The organism is Gemmatimonadota bacterium, from assembly GCA_009835325.1.
Lineage (GTDB): Bacteria > JAAXHH01 > JAAXHH01 > JAAXHH01 > JAAXHH01 > JAAXHH01.
Genome location: VXWP01000038.1, coordinates 1 through 18,120, shown reverse-complemented (window position 1 = coordinate 18,120; position 18,120 = coordinate 1). Strand labels below are relative to the sequence as shown.

Annotated in this window: 19 protein-coding genes and 2 tRNA genes; 1 reads left to right on the top strand and 20 read right to left on the bottom strand. The window is 64.4% G+C overall.

From position 1 onward, the window contains the following. Window positions 1–46 precede the first annotated feature (46 nt). Window positions 47–1,666: a hypothetical protein gene (locus F4Z81_04400; protein ID MXW04294.1), complete on the top strand. Its 1,620-nt coding sequence runs from the start codon at window positions 47–49 to the stop codon at window positions 1,664–1,666. Between the two features lie 75 nt (window positions 1,667–1,741). Here F4Z81_04400 and hxlB read toward each other — a convergent pair whose 3' ends face one another. From hxlB to F4Z81_04300, 20 genes are all read right to left on the bottom strand, one after another. Next, window positions 1,742–2,332: a 6-phospho-3-hexuloisomerase gene (hxlB, locus tag F4Z81_04395; GenBank protein ID MXW04293.1), complete on the bottom strand. Its 591-nt coding sequence runs from the start codon at window positions 2,330–2,332 to the stop codon at window positions 1,742–1,744. Next, window positions 2,325–3,023, bottom strand: coding sequence for a 3-hexulose-6-phosphate synthase (locus F4Z81_04390; GenBank protein MXW04292.1), 699 nt, complete (start codon window positions 3,021–3,023; stop codon window positions 2,325–2,327). The genes hxlB and F4Z81_04390 overlap by 8 nt, the downstream gene beginning before the upstream one ends. A 52-nt stretch (window positions 3,024–3,075) precedes the next feature. Beyond that, window positions 3,076–3,852, bottom strand: coding sequence for a LarC family nickel insertion protein (locus tag F4Z81_04385; protein MXW04291.1), 777 nt, complete (start codon window positions 3,850–3,852; stop codon window positions 3,076–3,078). Window positions 3,853–3,933: 81 nt separating this feature from the next. Beyond that, window positions 3,934–4,605, bottom strand: coding sequence for a hypothetical protein (locus F4Z81_04380; GenBank protein ID MXW04290.1), 672 nt, complete (start codon window positions 4,603–4,605; stop codon window positions 3,934–3,936). A 161-nt stretch (window positions 4,606–4,766) separates the two neighbouring features. After that, window positions 4,767–5,597 carry an HAD family phosphatase gene (locus tag F4Z81_04375; protein ID MXW04289.1) on the bottom strand — a complete coding sequence of 277 codons (831 nt, stop codon included), beginning with the start codon at window positions 5,595–5,597 and terminating at the stop codon, window positions 4,767–4,769. 18 nt (window positions 5,598–5,615) lie between these two features. After that, on the bottom strand, window positions 5,616–6,443 hold the full coding sequence (locus tag F4Z81_04370; GenBank protein MXW04288.1) for an HAD family phosphatase: 828 nt from the start codon (window positions 6,441–6,443) through the stop codon (window positions 5,616–5,618). A 69-nt stretch (window positions 6,444–6,512) separates the two neighbouring features. Beyond that, window positions 6,513–6,586: transfer RNA gene (locus F4Z81_04365), tRNA-Val, on the bottom strand. 6 nt (window positions 6,587–6,592) lie between these two features. Next, window positions 6,593–6,666 (bottom strand) — tRNA-Ile (locus F4Z81_04360). 88 nt (window positions 6,667–6,754) lie between these two features. Further along, window positions 6,755–8,575, bottom strand: a complete 1,821-nt coding sequence (locus tag F4Z81_04355) for a DNA primase (GenBank protein MXW04287.1) — start codon at window positions 8,573–8,575, stop codon at window positions 6,755–6,757. Window positions 8,576–8,608: 33 nt separating this feature from the next. Further along, window positions 8,609–9,190: a thioredoxin family protein gene (locus F4Z81_04350; protein MXW04286.1), complete on the bottom strand. Its 582-nt coding sequence runs from the start codon at window positions 9,188–9,190 to the stop codon at window positions 8,609–8,611. Between the two features lie 112 nt (window positions 9,191–9,302). Next, window positions 9,303–11,807, bottom strand: coding sequence for an endonuclease MutS2 (locus F4Z81_04345; GenBank protein MXW04285.1), 2,505 nt, complete (start codon window positions 11,805–11,807; stop codon window positions 9,303–9,305). A 24-nt stretch (window positions 11,808–11,831) separates the two neighbouring features. Further along, window positions 11,832–12,365, bottom strand: a complete 534-nt coding sequence (locus F4Z81_04340) for a CvpA family protein (GenBank protein ID MXW04284.1) — start codon at window positions 12,363–12,365, stop codon at window positions 11,832–11,834. 82 nt (window positions 12,366–12,447) lie between these two features. Beyond that, a complete protein-coding gene (locus F4Z81_04335; GenBank protein MXW04283.1) occupies window positions 12,448–12,930 on the bottom strand; it encodes a GatB/YqeY domain-containing protein in 483 nt (160 codons plus the stop codon). A 16-nt stretch (window positions 12,931–12,946) separates the two neighbouring features. Next, on the bottom strand, window positions 12,947–13,144 hold the full coding sequence (rpsU, locus tag F4Z81_04330) for a 30S ribosomal protein S21 (GenBank protein MXW04282.1): 198 nt from the start codon (window positions 13,142–13,144) through the stop codon (window positions 12,947–12,949). A 155-nt stretch (window positions 13,145–13,299) separates the two neighbouring features. After that, window positions 13,300–13,644, bottom strand: a complete 345-nt coding sequence (locus F4Z81_04325; GenBank protein ID MXW04281.1) for a histidine triad nucleotide-binding protein — start codon at window positions 13,642–13,644, stop codon at window positions 13,300–13,302. Between the two features lie 60 nt (window positions 13,645–13,704). Next, complete coding sequence (locus F4Z81_04320) at window positions 13,705–14,448, bottom strand: 16S rRNA (uracil(1498)-N(3))-methyltransferase (protein MXW04280.1); 744 nt, start codon at window positions 14,446–14,448, stop codon at window positions 13,705–13,707. A 59-nt stretch (window positions 14,449–14,507) separates the two neighbouring features. Continuing rightward, complete coding sequence (gene prmA, locus F4Z81_04315) at window positions 14,508–15,392, bottom strand: 50S ribosomal protein L11 methyltransferase (protein MXW04279.1); 885 nt, start codon at window positions 15,390–15,392, stop codon at window positions 14,508–14,510. A 49-nt stretch (window positions 15,393–15,441) separates the two neighbouring features. Further along, entirely contained in the window at window positions 15,442–16,593 is a 1,152-nt protein-coding gene (gene dnaJ, locus F4Z81_04310; GenBank protein MXW04278.1) for a molecular chaperone DnaJ, read from the bottom strand. Then, a complete protein-coding gene (gene grpE, locus F4Z81_04305) occupies window positions 16,590–17,585 on the bottom strand; it encodes a nucleotide exchange factor GrpE (protein MXW04277.1) in 996 nt (331 codons plus the stop codon). The genes dnaJ and grpE overlap by 4 nt, the downstream gene beginning before the upstream one ends. A 69-nt stretch (window positions 17,586–17,654) precedes the next feature. After that, window positions 17,655–18,120: hypothetical protein (locus tag F4Z81_04300; protein MXW04276.1), on the bottom strand; the 466-nt coding region annotated here is incomplete at its 5' end.

Here is an 18,120-nt window from a genome sequence, read left to right as displayed (position 1 = left end):
ACTACAATCGCGATTTCAATCGCGGGTTTACGCCGGGAAGGGAGACATGTTCGCCAAAACAAGACTACAGGCTTTCACGTACTATAACGAGTTTGACCGCGCGGACCGATGGCGCGACGACTTCGCCGAGCTCAAAGCCGGTGGATTTCAATTCGTCGTCTTCCGAGACGGATTCGATCTCAGAAACCAGCTGGCCTCCGAAGACCAGACGGACCGGGTGAAAGAAATGATCGGCACCGCGGCAGACGCGGGCATCCGGTCCATCCTGCACATCGGCAACCCGAAAGCCCTGTACCTGTTGCCCGACACCCGGGCGTGGCGCCTTGACTATGTGCGGCGCGTGTCGGAAGTATTCGGGTCCTGCAAGGGATTGTACGCGCTGCAGCTGGAGGACGCGCCCACGGGAGGCAGCGAGTACCCCGAGGACCGCTGGCAACAGGTGATGGAGTCCGTCGAAGGCCGCCTGTTGACGATGGAGATGACCGAAGACGGATACCGGCATGGGCGCAGGATCTGGCAGATGGAACAACATGCGCTGTTTACGGCAGAAGTGGCCCGGGCCGTGAAGAAGGTGAAATCGAACCTGAAGACGACGATGGCTTTCCATCTCGACGCCCTCCTGCCCGCCGAAACGCTGGTCCACTTTCAGCAGACGGCCCGCGCGCTGGACTTCGTCATCATCGATCCGGGATCCCCGCCGGTTCGGTCCGCGGCGGATACCGGCCGCCTGATCCGCTGGTCGGCACGCTCGGCCGGGTCTCTGGCGGAAAGGGACGTCTGGATGGTCGTCGGTTCGCAGATGATGCGGGGCAGGTACCAGGCCACGCTTCGGGAGCTGCGGGAATGGTCGGGCGCGGCCATTGCGCCGGGGGTATCGGCCGTTGGCTGGCATAACTGGGACGATACCGCGTGGTGGGAAGGCCGGGCCATACGGGGCAGGTCCCTGTCGGAATCGAACCCGGAGCAATGGGCGGCGATTTCCACACTGAGTCGTTCGGTGACCGAAATGGAACGCGCGAATGGACCATCCACGGAATACCGATGCCTGCTTTCGTATGATTCCTTCGCGAGCCGCGTGCCCGCGCTGGACGTTTGGACTCCCCATGGCATCCTCGAAGAGAGCACGGGGCGGGAAGTGGGATACGCGTCCGATCACCAGGTATCGGACGGGGACAAACTCTCCGGGTGTGAATGGCTCTGCTGCACGCCCTGTCCAACGGTGAAAGAAGCGGTCGTCGAACGGTTGATTCGCTACATGCGGGCAGGCGGATGGATCGTGGGTTCGGCCGACGACTTCCGCCTGGACGAGGGGATGCGTCACGGCGACGCGCGGGCACGCGTGTTCGGCATACAGGCGGAGTCCGTCCTCAATGATCCGGACCGGATCCTGCTGACTGCCGGCTGGCCCGACCTGCCCGAGGGCGCCGCGCTCGACGCGCACCAGTGGCGGGTCCGACCGGCGGAAATCGACGACGACGTGCGCGTCATCGGACGGTGGGGCGACGGTTCGCCCGCGGTGATCCTGAAACCGCACAAGGACGGCGGCGCCCTGTACATCGGTACCGATCCCTACCGGTCGGCGGACAGAGACCGCAACGGCCACTGGCGTGGATTCCTGAAGGCCGTCCTGGACCGGGAAGTGCTCAGGCGCTTGTCGAAGGCATAGCATCCGCGGCACGGAGCCGCGGCCCGGGACCGCAGACACGCGAGAGCTACCGGCGCTTGCCGGAACTACCGGCGCCTACTCCAGATTGGCGTGGCGGGCGAACATGCTCCGTCCGGTTTCGCCGAGCCGCGCCATGAGCAGCATGACGCAGGCATCGAGCATCACCCCGAGGCTCTGTTCGAAGAGCGTGCCCATCGGCTGGCCCGACCGTTGTTCCTGTCCGCTGGTTTCTTTCGGTGATTTCGGCGTGGGCGCCGGTATGACGACGACAACGTCCGCCCGCCGGGCGACGGGAGAATCCGGGACGGCGGTCGCCGCCGCAACACGCGCGCCGGCCTCGGCGGCTTTCCCGGCATAGCGGACCAGGCGGTCCGTCACGCCAGATCCCGATCCGATCAGCAGCAGGTCGCCAGGTCGGATGGCGGACGAGGTCGTTTCGCCCACCACGTGGACCAGCAGGCCGAGCTGCGCAAGGCGCATGGCGAAGCTGTGCATGACCAGCCCGGAACGTCCCGCGCCGGCAACGAAAACCCGCCGGGCCCCAGTGACTTCCCGCACCAGCGCCTCGACTTCGTCGCTTGAGACCTGGTTCAGCGTCTGCCGGAGTTCGTCCAGGATGGACTGGGCGACTACATCGAATGGGGGAGAGGCTCTCTCGTTATCCATCGGCTCGATGCACAGTCTCCATGCTCTGCCGGACCGCTCGGACCGCACGGACTGCGCGGCCGGGGTCGGCGTTTCCGGTGATGTAACCTCCAACGATCACGATGTCCGGCCCGTGCGGTATCAACCGCTTTATGTAGTCGGGGTCCAGTCCGCCCGCGACGGCCAGCCCCGCCCGTTCGACCGCTGCGCCGACCTGGCCTATGCCTTCCAGGTCTCGCGCTGAATCGCCCGGTCCGCCCGGTCCGCCCGGTCCTCCCGGCCCCCGGGCGTCGAAAGCCGTGTGCAGACAAATGTAATCCAGCCCGGACCGATCCAGCCTGCGGGCCAGGGAAACCGCCTCGTCCAATGCGCGGACGGTGATCAGGTCGGCCATGACCCGGCCGCCGGAGCGCTTCGCCCGCTCGACCGCTTCCCGAAGCGTGGCCGGGTGGGCCGTCCCGAGCACGGTTACGATGTCCGCTCCCGCATCAAAGGCAAGGCCCGATTCCACGGCGCCGGCATCGGCGATCTTGAGATCCGCCAGGATCTTCTTGTCGGGATGGTCCCGCCTGATCCCGGCGATGATGTCGACCCCGTAACGGATCAGCAGGGGCGTTCCGAGTTCGATGATGTCCACGTCGCCGGCGGTCTCGTCCAACAGGCGGCGAACCGTATCCGCGTGCGGCGTGTCCAGGGCGAGTTGGAGCAACATGATGGCCTTGTCCACTTAAGCAGCGGTGGGCAACGGGTCCGCTTCGACCCGGTCAGTCCACACCGTCGCCGATAAAAACCCGGAGCAGGTTCGGGTGTTCCGGGAGATCCTTCGTACCCGCGCCATAGCCGATCTTCCTCAAAATCATCCTTGGCAGGACTCCGTGCCCGTTGGCCGTGGCTTTAAGGAACGCGGCGCCGGTCGGGGTGACCAGTTCACCTTCGATTCCGGTGTGGTAAACCGGCATGTCGCGCATCAGTTCAAGCGCGCCCGGGGCGGGGACGGGCATCCGGCCGTGCGCGCAGTGGATAAATCCCCGTCCCACCGGCAGCGCCGACGCGTAAACCCGGTCTATGTCGAGCAGGGCCAGGCCGATGCAGGCGCCCACGACGTCCACGACAGCGTCCACCCCGCTGACTTCGTGGAGGTGTACCTCCTGTTTCGAGATGCCGTGCACTTTGCTTTCCGCCGTCGCCAGGTGATCGAACACCTCGATGGCCCGGCCTCTGACGGCCCCGTCGAGCGTGCTGCCTTCGATGACGGAGGTCAAATCTTCCAGGTGCCTCGCTTCCCCGTGGTCGTGGAAGGGTCCGGATTCGCCGGGGCCTTCGATGATTTCACGGCCCTCCGCGGTCCGGACGATCACATCGATCTTAGTACCCGCGATAAGCTGCCGGGTCACCGTCTTTCGGGTGAGCCGGAAACCGTCCAGGGGGAGTTTCTCCAGTTCGCTGTTCAGCGTATCGAAATCCAGGCCGGCGTCCACCAGCGCGCCGAGAATCATGTCGCCGCTGATGCCGGAGAAGCAGTCGAAGTACGCTATGGCCATGCGTCCGCCCCATATATAAATGACCGGACGATCTTTCGCTCATCGCCCGGTCATGGCAATCGGTAGAAAAAGCGGGTCAGGCTACTTGCGGGTCCCGCCATCCGCCGCGGCATCTCCGGTTTCACTTGTTCCGGCGTCGCTGCTCGCATCCCCGGTGTCGCTGGTTTCACTGGCTTCGGCGTCGCCGCTGGCTTCCCCTGCGTCGCTGGCTTCGGCGTCCCCGGCCTCACTGTCCTGGCCGCTTCCTGTTTCCATCTCCCCTTCGGTCATCCCCTCTTCGGCCATCTCCTCTTCGGTCAATTCGGCTTCTTTCAATTCCAGGGCGACCAGCAGTTCATCCACGTCTTCCGGCCAGGCCTCGTTCAACTCCAGCGCGATCGTCAGTTGATCGGCGACGGTCTCCATGGAGGCTTCCTCGATGCCCATTTCCGCCAGGCTTTCCTTGAAACTGCTGCCGTCGTATTCGATTTCACCGCCGGAGACGAAAGTGAACTGGGCCAGCAGGGTCTCCTTCCACGCATCCTGGTCGACCCCTTCGAGATGACCCTTCAACGGTTCCTCATCCACGGCCGCGGCAACGAAGTCGTCGATCACGCCCATGATCATCTCTTCGCCGCCCAGACGGTCAAACAGGGGGCCGTCCATCACCCATTCCATGTTCGGATCGTCATGCTGGGCATGCAGGGGCGCTGCGGTTCCGATCAGCAGCAACAGCGCGGAAAGCGCCGCGGTAGCCATAACCATTCGAGTCATTTTGACAATCTCCTTAGTCCCGGTACGGGTCATGTTGTTTCGGTACAGACTCCATCTCTCGTCTTGTCCGTCGTCTGCGTCAACAGGGTTATACAGGAAGATAAGAAAATCCGTTAAAAAATCAAATGATTCTCCCCGGACCGGCCGGACCGGGGAAGCGCTTACAGCAGACAGGTGTCGATGATGTGGGCGACCCCGTCGGCGTCATTGTCCGGCGCGACCCGGTCCGCGGCGCGCCGCACGGCGTCGGGCGCGTTCCCCATGGCCACGCCGAGGCCGGCGTATTCGATCATGTCCAGGTCATTGAAGTTATCGCCGATACTGATCATCCGCTCCGCTCCGATTTCGTAGCGTTCGCCGAGGAAAGCGAGGGCCTTCGCCTTGGACACGCCGGCCGGTACGATCTCCATGCACCAGTAGTCGCCCACCAGGGTGCTGCGCGACAAGATGACGCCGATCCGGTCGCCGTATTCCGCCAGCTCCGCCTTCAGTTCATGCATGGACGATCCCCTTCCGGCCACCGCGATCTGCGCCGGGTCCCGGTGCAGCACCTCCTCCAGGCCGTCCACCTGGAAGGCCTTGTCCGCATTGGCCTCCAGGTAGCGTTCTCGCCATCCGTTCGCCGTACGGGGGTATTCAAACCAGATATACCGGCTTTCCGGGACCGGTTCATAGACGAGGGGGTCGTGACCGCGCCGCCTGCAGAAATCGACCAGGTCGGCCGCCAGGTCCCTGGGCAGGTTTTGCGCCCTGAGCAACGGGCCGTCCAGGTGCTCGAGTATGAGCGCGCCGCTGTGGAAGACCAGCGTCGTGGAGGACGGCACCTGCTCCGCCGCGGCCCGGCCGGAGTTCAGGCTTCGCCCCGTACAGAGCGCCACGCGCTTCCCGGCCGAGACGGCCCTTTGAAGCGCCTCGCGCGTTACCGGGGAGACCTCGCGGCGCGAGGTCAGCAACGTGCCGTCGATGTCGATGGCGATCAGGTCGTAGGTCATGCCCGCAACTCTTTCAATTCACTTTATGAAGCGCTCGATAGCCCGGGCGACACCCTCGTCGTCCACGGAAGCCGTGACATAATCCGCCCGGGCGAGGATTTCGGGGGGGCCATTTCCCATGGCCACGCCCAGGCCCGCGACGTCGAGCATTTCCAGGTCGTTCAGGTTGTCCCCCACGGCCATGACCTCGGAGAGCCCGATCCCGAGAAGCCGGGCCAGCCTGCGCAGTCCGTCGCCTTTGGACACGCCGGCCGGCATGACCGTGATGACGTGGTAGCCAGGGTCCCACGGGCTGATTTCGAAGACCACCCCCGTATCGGGCAGTTGGGCCCTTATGTGTGATTCCCGGGAATTGACCCGTTCGTTGCGCTCGGCGACCGTGATGCAGGCAATGTCCTGGCGCAGAAACGCGCAGACGTCGTCCACCCGGTGAACGCGGTCGGCATTCTGCTTTGCATAGTCAATGAACGCGTGGTTGTCCGGATCGAAGGAGTCGTAGTAGAAGTACTGCACTTCGGGCAGGGGGCCATACACGATGGGATGAAACCCGATACCGCGAAAGACCCGGACGGCGTCCATCGCAAGATGGCTCGGCAGGTTTCGCAGATACCTGGCGCGACGACCTGGGGCGTCGTAAATCATGGCGCCGTTGTTCAGTACGTAGGGGACGTTCAACGGCAGATGCCGCACGGCCTCTTCGGCAGAGGGCAGGCTTCGCCCGGTACACACCGTGACGTGGACGCCGCGGCCGGCCGCGTACCGAACGGCGTCGACCGTGGCATCGGACATTTCCCGCCTGCCGTCGAGCAGCGTGCCGTCGATGTCCAGGGCGAGGAGACGATACATGACAGACCCAATTAAAAAACGGAGACTTCAGGAAAGCCTCCGCTTTTCGACGTAAACCTTTACACCCTATGGGCGCTAGTGGACTCGAACCACTGACCTCCACGATGTGAGCGTGGCACTCTAACCGGCTGAGCTAAGCGCCCGGCAAATGGGCCCGCCAGGACTCGAACCTGGGACCGTCCGATTATGAGTCGGATGCTCTAACCAACTGAGCTACAGGCCCATGGTAGATGCCCAGTCAGCATGCCCGACAAGCGGGACCAATATAGGCGAACGGCGGGTCATCGTCAAGCAAAAGATGGGGCGGCAATTCAGTCGCCGCGGGCCGACCGCAGCAGGACTTTTTCCTGTTGCTTGAGTTCCATGTAGGTGGCCATGGCTTCGTTCAATTCGCTGCTTCGCCCTCCCGTTTCCATTTGCTTGATCTGTTCCATCAGGCGGGCCATGCTTTCCTTGAGCCGTTTCTGCTTGATCCGGACGATATGGTCCCGGGCCCTCTGCTCCAGGTGAACGCCGGAGTCCGACGTGTTGATCAGTTCCGTGATCACCCGTGCGGCCTCGTCGTCGCCGATGGTATCGATCAGGCCGGAAAGGTCGTAGGATCCCCCGTCGCCCAGTCCGGCGAGACACTGTTCGACGATCCGGCGGTACAGGGGATACTTGAAGTCCTGCGGCTCCAGCTGGCCTTCGACGAGTTCGGCGATGGTCCGGTCGCTGAGCATGAGCTGGACCAGGTCCCGTTCCACCCGCTCGTCGCCGTCCCGCGCCGGCGCAGCGTGGGTCGCCTGGCGATCACGCCCCGCGGTGCCCGAACCGCCCGGTCCGCCCGGTCCGCCCGGTCTGCCTGGGTGCCGCAGCTCAGAGGCCAGCAGGCCCTGCAGCGCCGGAAACCGGCGTTCGGCTTCTTCCCGGTACATTTCCCGGTGGACCAGGTTCGTCGTCTTTCGGATCAGGCCGGCCAGCATCCGGAACACTTCGTCCCGATCGCCCGCTGCCTGGAGATTGGCGTGAAAGCCCATGAAATCGGCCAGGGAATCGGCCTGTTCGACGAGTTTCATGAACCCGTCCTGCCCGTGTTCCCGCACGTAGGAGTCAGGGTCGTAGTCCTCCGGCAGCCGCACGACGCGGGTCCAGAGCCCACTTTCCACCAGGGGCTCGATGGCGCGCCAGGTCGCCCGTACGCCGGCCTGGTCCGAATCGTAGACGAGGTACGCCTGCTGCCCGTACCGCGCCAGGAGCCGGGCCTGTTCCCGCGTCAACGCCGTTCCGCACAGGGCGACCACTCCCTGGATCCCTTGTTCATGCAGGCCGAGCAGGTCCATGTACCCTTCCACGACCAGCGCCTGTCCCTGCCGCCGCAACGCGTCCCGGGCCTGGTACAGCCCGTAGAGCACCTGGCTCTTCCGGTAGATGGGGGATTCGGGTGAATTGAGGTACTTGGGCTGGTCCTCGTCGGAAAGCGCTCGCCCGCCGAATCCGACCACGCGGCCGCTCGGCGCCTGTATGGGAAAGATGAGCCGTTTCCGGAAGGCATCGTAGGTGCGCTGCTCACCCGTCTTGGCCAATCCGGCCTTGACGAGCCAGTCCGCGCCGATGCCCTGTTTTTGGGCGGTGCTGAGCAGGTCGTTCCAGGAATCGGGCGCGTAGCCGAGCCCGAAGGACTTTATCGTCTCTTCGGACAGCCCGCGCCGTTCGGCGTACCGCCGGACGATGGAATCCCGCCCGCTGTTCATCAGCCGGTCGTGGAAGAACCGGGCGGCGAACCGGGTCACCCGCGCCAGGCTTTCCGCCTCGCTGCTTTCCTCGCGTTCCCCGTGCGTATCGGGTATGGTGATGTTGAGGCGCCGGGCGATGTGGTGGACCGCTTCGACGAATGTGACGTTCTCGTGCTCCGTGAGGAAGGTGAACACGCTGCCGCCCTTGCCGCAGCCGAAGCAGTGGAAGATCTGTTTCTCCGGGTTGACGCTGAAGGAAGGCGTCTTCTCGTCGTGAAACGGACAGAGCCCCATGTAGTTCTTACCCGATCGGCGCAGCGTGACGTAGTCGGACACGACGTCCACGATGTCTGCCTGCGAACGGATCGAATCTACGAGCTCTTCCGGTATCCGCGCCAAGGCGCTCTCCCCGCGTATGCCGCCGGCCTGGGGCGGGCTTGTTGAAGATCCTCACACCAGGTCGCACGCCTCCGGCGGCATCCAGTGCGCGTCCTGGTTCTCCCACTTGACGTTGCACCCTATGGGGTTGGTGAGCGCCGTCCGCACGGGACGTCCCGCCGTTACGTCGTCGAGGGCCGCTTCCAGGTTGTTCACCGTGATGCCGTCCACGTCCCGGGGGCTGTCGACGCCGCGGCCGGTGTAGACCAGGCTGCGGTCCCGGTCGAAGACGTAGAAGTGGGGCGTCCGGAGGGCGCCGTACGCCCGCGCGGTATCCTGGGACAGGTCGCGCAGGTAGACCCACGGGAAGCGATGGACGTTCATCCGTACGACCATTTGATCGAAGTCGTCGTCGGGATGGGTAACCTCGCTGTTGGAGTTGATCCCGACGAACCGGACGCCGCGGGACGCGAATTTCTCCGCGGAAACGCGCGTCACTTCGTCGGAACCGGTCACGTAGGGACAGTGGTTGCACGTGAAGAACACCACCAGCGTCTCGGCGGTCGAAAAATCGTCCAGGCTGTAGGTCCTGCCGTCCGTCGCCGGAAGCGAGAACCCCGGCGCGGATTCGCCCAGTTGCAGCGTAAAGGCCATGATCGTCCCTCCTGCCTCAAGAACGTTAATTGAAATCGAATATGGATCGTCCGTCTGCCGCAGTCTGAACCCGCCACCGCGGCGACAGCGCGACGTCAGCGCGCGAACGCGCTCAGTCCTTCATCTCCACGATGGTCACCCCGGTCCCCCCGTCGCGCTGTTCGGCGAAATGGGAAGACTTGACCAGGGGGTGGTGTTGCAGAAACTCCTGGATCGCGCTGCTCAGGGCCCCGGTACCCTTACCATGAAGTATACGGATTTCGTTGAGGTCATCAAGGGTGGTCTGGTCGATGTAGCGGTCCACGGCGTCGATGGCCTCCCCGGCGCGGAAGCCCCGCACGTCCAGTTCCGTCAGGGCAGCGCGTGGACGGTCCATCCGCACTTCCACGCGGCCTGCCGGTTTTCCCCGTGACGGCGCGGGATCGGGTTTATGCAACCGGACCTCGGACCGCCGGGCCGTGATCTCCATCCTGCCGGTCCGGATGCGCAGCCGGTCTCCCTGGACCTGGATCACGCTCCCCGCCTGTCCCAGCGACGCCACCCACACCTCGTCGCCCGCAGAAATGGCCTCACGGGCGGGTCCCGTGCCGGAGTTCACGGAGGGTTCCACGGCGGCCTCCCCGGCGCGTTCCGCAGCGGCGCCTGCACTGTCCGCAGCGGCGCCCGTACTGTCCGCGGCAGCCTCCCCGGCGTCCCCGTCCGAAGAAGATGCTGAATCGATGGTATCGAGCATGCGCTGGAGCCGCGCGCGCTGGTCGCCGACCGTCTTGCGCGATGCCTCGACGGCCCCGGCCGCGGCCTGTTCCCTGCGGACCGCGGCCACCGCCTGGTCGATGGCGGCCTGGGCGTCTTTCAGCAGCCGGTCCATCTTCTCCCGGCCGGCGGCGATCGTGTCGCGTTCCTTTTGCCGGTAAGAAGCGATCTGGTCCTCGTAGGTCCGTTTCAGTCCGTCCAGTTCGGCGCGAAGCCGGTCCGCCTGCTCCTGCGCGGCCACGAGCAGTTCGTGCTTCCGGTCCACTTCCATGATGACTTCGTCCAGGCGCTTTTCGGCGTTGCCCATGAACCGGGAGGCGCGCTCGAGCACGTCACCGGGCATGCCGAGCCGGCTGCCGATTTCCAGCGCGTAGCTGGCGCCGGGAATGCCCTGCCTGAACTGGTAGGAAGGTGTCAGGGTCTCCACGTCGAAGATCATCGAACCGTTTTCCACCCCCGCGGTCCGGGTGGCGAAAGCCTTGAGCGTATCGAAGTGAGTCGTGGCCGCGGTGACGGTCCCCCGCTGGGTCAGCGATTCCAGGATGGCCATGCCCATGGCCGACCCCGCAGATGGATCCGTGCCGGCGCCCAGCTCGTCGAGGAGCACCAGCGTGTGATCGTCAGCCTCCTCCAGTATGGTCCGGATATGCACCAGGTGGGCCGAGAAGGTACTCAGGTTCGCCTCGATCGACTGCTCGTCCCCGATGTCCGCGAAGATGGAGTCGAACACGGCGATTTCGGTGTCGTCGTCCGCCGGTATGTGCAATCCGGACTGGGCCATCATGGTCAGGATGCCGATCGACTTCAGGGCGACCGTCTTGCCGCCCATGTTGGGACCGGTGATCACGAGCGTCTGCGCGCTTTCCCCGACCTGCAGGTTCAACGGGACGACGGTTTCGCACTGGTCCGACAGCTCGAGGATGGGGTGCCGGGCGTTGCGCAGGACGATGTGCCCGTCGGTATTCAACCGAGGCGGCGCGGCCCGGAGGTCGATGGAAAGCACGGCCGCCGCGTGAAAGAAGTCGAGCTGGCCCAGCAGGCCGTACGAAACGGTTATGGCTTCCACCTGCTGGTGTACCTGGTCGGTCAGGGACAGCAGGATGCGCTCGATCTCGCGGCCTTCCGCCACGATCAGTTCGCGCAGTCGGTTGTTGAATTCGACGACGCCGATGGGTTCTATGAATACCGTGGCGCCGCTGGCCGACTGGTCGTGGACCACGCCCTGCACCTGGCCGCGGTGGTCCATGCGTACCGGGACCACGTACCGCCCGTCCCGCATGGTGATGACCGGTTCCTGCAGTGCTTTGGCTCCGGCTTCCGACTGGATGAACCGCTGCAGCCAGTTTCTCGCGCGCTCCCGCATGGTCTGCTGGTCCGTGCGGATTCGCCGCAACCCGGGACTGGCGTGGTCGCGTATGTTGCCGTCACCGTCGATGGCCTGACCGATCGAGTTTTCGATCTCCTGGAAGTCTCCCAGTCCGGCTGTGAGGGACCCGACGTGGGGGGCCGTGGAACGATTCCGCAACCTCTGGCCGAATGCCCGCATGCGCCGGCTTACCCGGAGGGTGTCGGCCATGTCCAGCAGCGTCTGGGGCTCCATTCTTGCTCCGGCCACGCCGGCCCGTTCCAGGGCCCCGCCGATGTCCTTGATGCCCCGCAGGGGAACCGTTTCGGCCTGGTCCAGGAATCCGCGCATCTCGGTGACGGTCTGCAGGTTGTTCCCGATCACGACGACGTCTCTGCCCGGTTCCAGGGACATGGCCCGGCGGTGGCCCGGTGCGGAGACCGTTCTTTCCGAACACATGGTCCTGACGGCGTCGAATTCCAGTACTTTCAGCGTGTGGGGAGGTATACCGATTTTCATGCTCGGTCGCTCACATCGGGCCGGTTACCTGGTTAGCAGGTACCGTGCCAGTTTCTCCATGATCGGCGGGGAACCGGGCGCGACGCGGTCCATGACGGTATCGATGATCGCCGGTATGATGGACATGGTCTCCGGTGCCAGGGACGACCGGTCAAGCTGGGTCTTCGCCGTTCCGGAGAACGGCATGAATGCGTAAAGGATCAACAGCAGGCTCGCGATGACGCAGCCGCGCGCGCCGCCGAGCAGAAATCCGGCCACGCGGTCGAGAAGGGACTTTGAAGCGCCCCGTAACGACCGGCCGGCCACGCCGGTCACGACGTTGGCCAGCGCGAGCGACAGGACCAGGCAGACGAACAGGCTGAACCAGTGCAGCCATCCAGTGGAAATGCCGGTCATGCGCCCGATGAAATCGGACACCAGACCGAACTGGGTCAGGGAAATGACCACCGCCGCGACGATGCCCGCAAGGTCGAGCAGACTCCGGGCGATTCCCTTGCCAAAGCCGGTTGCCGCCTGAAAGATTACGAGGATCCCGATGGCGATATCGATCCAGTTCATGGCATCAAAACACGGAAAGCCTCCCCGGGGATTCGGAGAGGCTTCGAAATCAGGACCGTCGCAGACCGTGATATAAAGAGTATTATCCGGTCTGCACGGACTGCATGTCCTGCGTGGCCAGGCCGGCCAGGCATTCCCGCACGATGGTGTTGACGAGCCTGCCGTCCGCCAGGCCCTTTACCCGGGGCATGACCGCGCCCATGACCCTGCCCAGGTCTCCCGGTCCCGCTGCGCCGGACTGGTCGATGGCTTCCTGGACGACGGATCTGATCTCTTCCTCGGACAACTGTTCCGGAAGATAGGACGCAAGGATCTCCAGCTCTTCTTCGGCCTGGGCGACCAGGTCCTTTCGATCTCCCTTGACGGCGAATTCCAGCGCTTCTCTCTTGGCCTTGATCAGGGAAGAGACCACCTCGACTGTTTCCTCGTCCTCCAGGTCGCTCCCCTTGGCGATCTCCCGGTTCTTGATCTGCGCGCGTATCATGCGGACCAGTCCGAGGCGTACGGTCTCCCGGTTCCTGAGTGCCGACTTCATGTCATCCGTCAAACGCTCTTTAAGCGCCATGACCCGCTCCGGTCGTTCAGTATCTTTCCTGCTGGAGCCGCTTCTGATTCTTCCGCTTCGCCGCGTTCAGCTTGCGCTTGCGTTTCGCGCTTGGCTTTTCGAAATGCTGATGCTTGCGTATTTCAGACATGATGCCGACTTTCTCGCAAGTCTTGGTAAAACGACGCAGGGCCTTTTCGAACGGTTCTCCTTCCCTGACACGAATACCTGGCATCCTCACACCCCCTCTCATGCCTCTCGAATCGGGTGAACCAAGTCTTACTCTCCGTCTCTATTCAAGCCTATCTAATATGCCATGGACCGGTAGAAAAAGCAAGGAGATTAATTCGTTTGATTCCGATATGCGCCCTTCGTCCCGCCCCTCGCCGCTCAAGCGGCCAGCTCGGGCATTTTGCGGCCGCCGAGCAGGTGCATGTGGAGATGGAAAACGGTCTGGCCCCCGTCCGGGCCACAGTTGACGATCAGCCGGTATCCGCCGGTGTCGACGCCGGTTTCCCGGGCGATCCGGTTCGCCGCCGCCGTGAGCCGGCTCATGACTCCGGTCCCATCGCTGCCCAGGTCGGCGACCGTTTCGATATGCTCCCGCGGCACGATGAGGATATGCACCGGGGCCGCGGGGTTTATGTCCCGGAAGGCCACGACGTGCTCGTCTTCGTAGACGAATTCGGTGGGCAGCGATCCGGCGACGATCCGGCAGAACAGACACTCGGACATGTTATCGTCCTCCATTGTGCCTCGTGCTTGACACGGGGCGGTGACTCCCGTCAGTCTCGCTCACGGGGCGTCCAGCGCCGCCATGAGCAGGGCCAGTCCCGCGATGGCCGCCGTGTCGGACCTCAGGCGCGAGCGTCCCAGGGAAACCGTCACCATGCCCGCCTCACGGGCCATGGCGATCTCCTCCCCGGCGAAACCGCCCTCGGGACCGATCATCAGCAGGACGCGTCTTGCCGTCGCGTCGAGGCCCGCCGCGAGGCCCGGGCGCCTTTCCCCTTCCTCTTCCCAGGCGATGAGGGCCAGGTCGTAGGATGACGCGGTCCCCACGACGTCCCCAATGCTCGTGACCGGTTCGATTCGGGGCAATCGGGCGCGCAGCGACTGCTTCATCGCGCTCAGGGCGATGCGCCGCCAGCGGTCCAGCCGTTGACCGGCCTGCCTGCCTGCAGGCCTGCCGCCCGCCACCGTCCGGGCGGTGCGCATGGGAAGGATGGCGGAAACACCCAGTTCCGTCGCCTTCTCGACGACGGTGTCCAGCCGCGTCCCCTTGAGCAGCGACGGTGCGAGCGTGACTTCGGGCGATTCCGTCTCCCGGTCTCTCCGGCGGTCCCGGATCTGGATTTCGATCTCCGGCTTCAAGCTTACGAGCACGCCGTCGTAGATCCAGCCTTCGCCGTCCACGAAATGCACGGCGTCCCCCGGTTTCTTCCGCAATGAGCGGGCCAGGTGATGCTGTTCGTCCTTGTCGGTAACGAAGGCCGAATTTCCCGTGATCCGTTCCGGGGGCACGTAGCTGAATTCCATCAATTCCACCGATCATGGCTTGCCGTCCGGCCGTTACCGGAACGGCCGGTCGCCATCCGTCAGATCGCCGGCACAGCCGCGCCGGCCCACCAGACGCCCTGGGTCTCCCGCTCGATCAGCGAAAATCCTTCGCTGGCCAGCAAAGCTTCGAATGACCCGGCTTCCTCGATGAGCAGTCCGGACAGGATCAGTTCGCCACCGGGGTGAAGGTGGGCTGCGAAACCGGGAAGCATGGCGGTCAGGCTGGCCGCGCTGATATTGGAGACCACGACCCGGTAGCGGCCGCTCACCGCAGGATGATCCAGGCGGCCGGCATGGAGGTCGACACGGTCGGCCACCCCGTTCAGCCGGGCGTTCTCGCGCGCGTTTCCGAGGGTCTCGGGATCGATATCGATGCCCGTCGCCCGGGAGGCGCCCCGGAGGACCGCGGCAATGGAGAGCACGCCGGAACCCGATCCCACATCAAGCACCCGGTCTCCCGGCCTGATCCGCTTTTCCAGTTGCCGAAGGCACAGTTGCGTGGTTTCGTGGCCGCCCGTGCCGAACCCGGTGCCCGGGTTGATCCGCACCACGAGCGAGCGATTGGACTGGGGCACCTCGGACCAGGGCGGGGCGACCGTGAGCCCTTCCGAGACCCGGACGGGCCCCACCTGCGCTTTCCATTTCCCGGACCAGTCGTCTTCGGAAACCCTGCGCGTGGAGATCCGGCAAGGACCTTCCGCCAGGCCCAGGTTGCGAAGTTCCTCCCACAGGCGTGCGACCCGGTGAAGTTTCTCGTCCACTCCGGGCCGATCGGGCCAGAAGCCCGTTACGCGATCGGATGTGCCGATACTTCCATCCCCGGATTGCTGGACCCCGCTGGACCCCAGTTCCCAGAACGCGTTGACGATCGCTTCTTCGGTTTCGGGCGAGACGGCTATGGTGACTTCAACCCAGTGGCGCATAGGCGAGGATCGGGCGGACGCGGGTCGGAGTTCGAGTTTCCGCAGCGGCTCAGTCGCCGAACAACTCGTCCCGGATCCGGTTGAGGAATCCCCGGTCGTTTTCCGGTGTCTTCCCGCTGTGCAGGCGGGACAACTCCTGGTACAGTTCCTTTTCCCGGCCGGTGAGTTCCGTGGGCGTCCACACGATGACCTTTACGAGCTGGTCGCCCTGGCCGTAACCATTGAGGTGGGGCATGCCCTTGCCCCGCAGCCGGAACACCTTGCCGAACTGGGTACCGGGGGGGATGGTGAGACGGACTTTGCCCGAGAGGGTCGGGACTTCGACCTGGTCACCCAGGGCCGCCTGGCTGAAACTGAGCGGCATGACGTAGATGACGTCGTCGTCCTGCCGTTCGAAGTACTCGTGGGACTCCTGTTCGATGACGACGAGCACGTCGCCCGCCGGTCCGCCGCGGATCCCCGCGTGGCCCTGGCCCTGAAGTCGCATGTAGTTCCCGTCGCCGGCGCCGGTCGGGATATCCACCTTGACCGTAACCGTCTTCACCTGCCTGCCCTGCCCCTCGCACGCGCTGCAGGGCCGGTCGATGGTCTTCCCCTGCCCCTGGCAGTTCGGGCAGGTCGTCACGTTCATCACGACGCCGAACAGGGAGGACGCACGTTGCTGCACCTGGCCCTGACCGTGGCAGGTGGGACAGGTCCGCACGCCGTCCCGGTCGGCGGCGCCGACTCCATCGCAGCTGTCGCAGGGCACGTAACGCTTGATGCGAATCGTCTTGCTGACGCCCTGGGCCAGTTCCTCAAGGGTCAACTTGAGGTTCACCCGCAGATCCTCGCCGCGGTTGCTTGCCCTCCCACGGGTCCGCCCGCCGAAGAGGTCGCCGAATATGCCGCCCCCGAACAGGTTCCCCAGGATGTCCTCGAAGTCTCCGGCGTGGGAAAAGTCCGTCCACTGGAAGCCGCCCGATCCGAAGTCGCTGGCCACGCCCTGGTGGCCGAACCGGTCGTACCGCGTGCGCTTGTCCGGATCGCTGAGCACCTCGTAGGCTTCGGCGGCCGTTTTGAATTTCTCCTCCGCTGCCTTGTCGTCCGGGTTCCGGTCCGGATGATACTGCATGGCCAGCTTCCGGTACGCCTTCTTGATTTCGTCCTCGGATGCCGAGCGCGCCACGCCCAGGGTATCGTAGTAGTCCTGTTTATTCATCTTCCACTGGATCCCGACGCCTGGTTGCCGTCCTGGTTCTCCGTTTCCGCCTGGTCTGCCTGGTCTGCCTGGTCTGCCTGGTCTGCCTGGTCCGCCTGGTCTGCCTGGTCCGGTGATTTCACCGGCGCGCGTGTTACGATGACCTTGGCCGCGCGCAGGACTTTTTCATTGAGTGTGTAGCCCTTTTCGACCACGTTGATCACCGTATCGGCCGGGTGATCTTCGTTTTCTACGGCCATGACGGCTTCGTGCCGCGTGGGATCGAAGGGCGTTCCCTCGGCGGCGATCTCCTTCATCCCCGCCTTCTCCAGTTTCTCCAGGAATTGCTGCCGGATCATCTCGAAACCCTGGGCGAAGGACCGGGTCTCGTCGGAGGTCTGCGGAGCCTGGAGGGCCCTTTCGATGTTGTCGAGGATGGGCAGCAGCTCGGTGATCAGCGATTCACCCGCGTTCTTTACCAGCGCGGTGAACTCGCGGCCGGTCCGTTTCTTGTAGTTGTCGAACTCGGCGGCCAGGCGTACCAGGCGGTCCTTGTAAAGCAGGACCTCCTCGGCCAGCCTGGTCTGTTCATCTTCCTCCGCATCGACCGCAGCCCCACCCGATGGCTCCCTGGAGTCCGCTTCGTCGCCGGACGCGGCCCCGCCGGGCTGATCCTTCGCCCCGGCCGCCGGTCCGTTACCCGGTTCGGCGCCATGGTCCGGCCCGGCCTCGGAATCCTCTCCGGCCGCGGAATCGGCCCCGGCCTCGGAATCCTCTCCGGCCTCCGGGTCGTTATCCTCCGCCGTGGTCCCGGTCACTTCGGCTGCGTCACCGGGCGACGCCGCAGACTCGATTGCTGCTTCCTCTTCCTTGCCCATAGACACTTCAAACCTCCTGTCACTACGCCGGAATTCAGCACGGACGACCGTTTTCGGTTCAGTCCGTTCAGTCCATTCTACCGCTTTTGCCCGTTCTGCAATGTCCGCCCGGTAACGCCCGGACGCGACCGGCATATCAAAACGAAGCGGGCGTGATCGCTCACGTCCGCTGGTAAACCGGTTCGGTACGAAAACCCCTGAGACTCAAGCGAATTTCGTATTCAGGTACCTCGCCGTGTAGCCGACGACGGACATCAGCCGCGCGTAGGGCATGCGCGTCGGGCCGATCACCCCGATAACACCCGTCATGTCGCCGATTCGGTAGGTCGAAGTCACCACGCTGCACGAGGTTACTTCACGCTGCCCGTTCTCGCGCCCGATGGTGACGGCGATCCGGTTGTCGTGATGGCGCTCGCTCAGCCAGTGTGCCACCGTCCGCTTGTGCTCGAGAAACTGCAGCAGCGACGAAAGCTTCGTGTAGTCCGTCACGAACTCCGGCTGCGACACGATATAGGTCGTGCCGCCGATATGGGTTTTCTCGTTTTCCTCGAAATCGAAGAGATATTCGCTGTACTGGATGAACAATTGCACGATCTTCCGCCTGGACTGCGGCGCGTCTTCCAGGCGTTCGTCGAGCTGGCCCCGGATCTCCCTGAGGGAACAGCCGGAC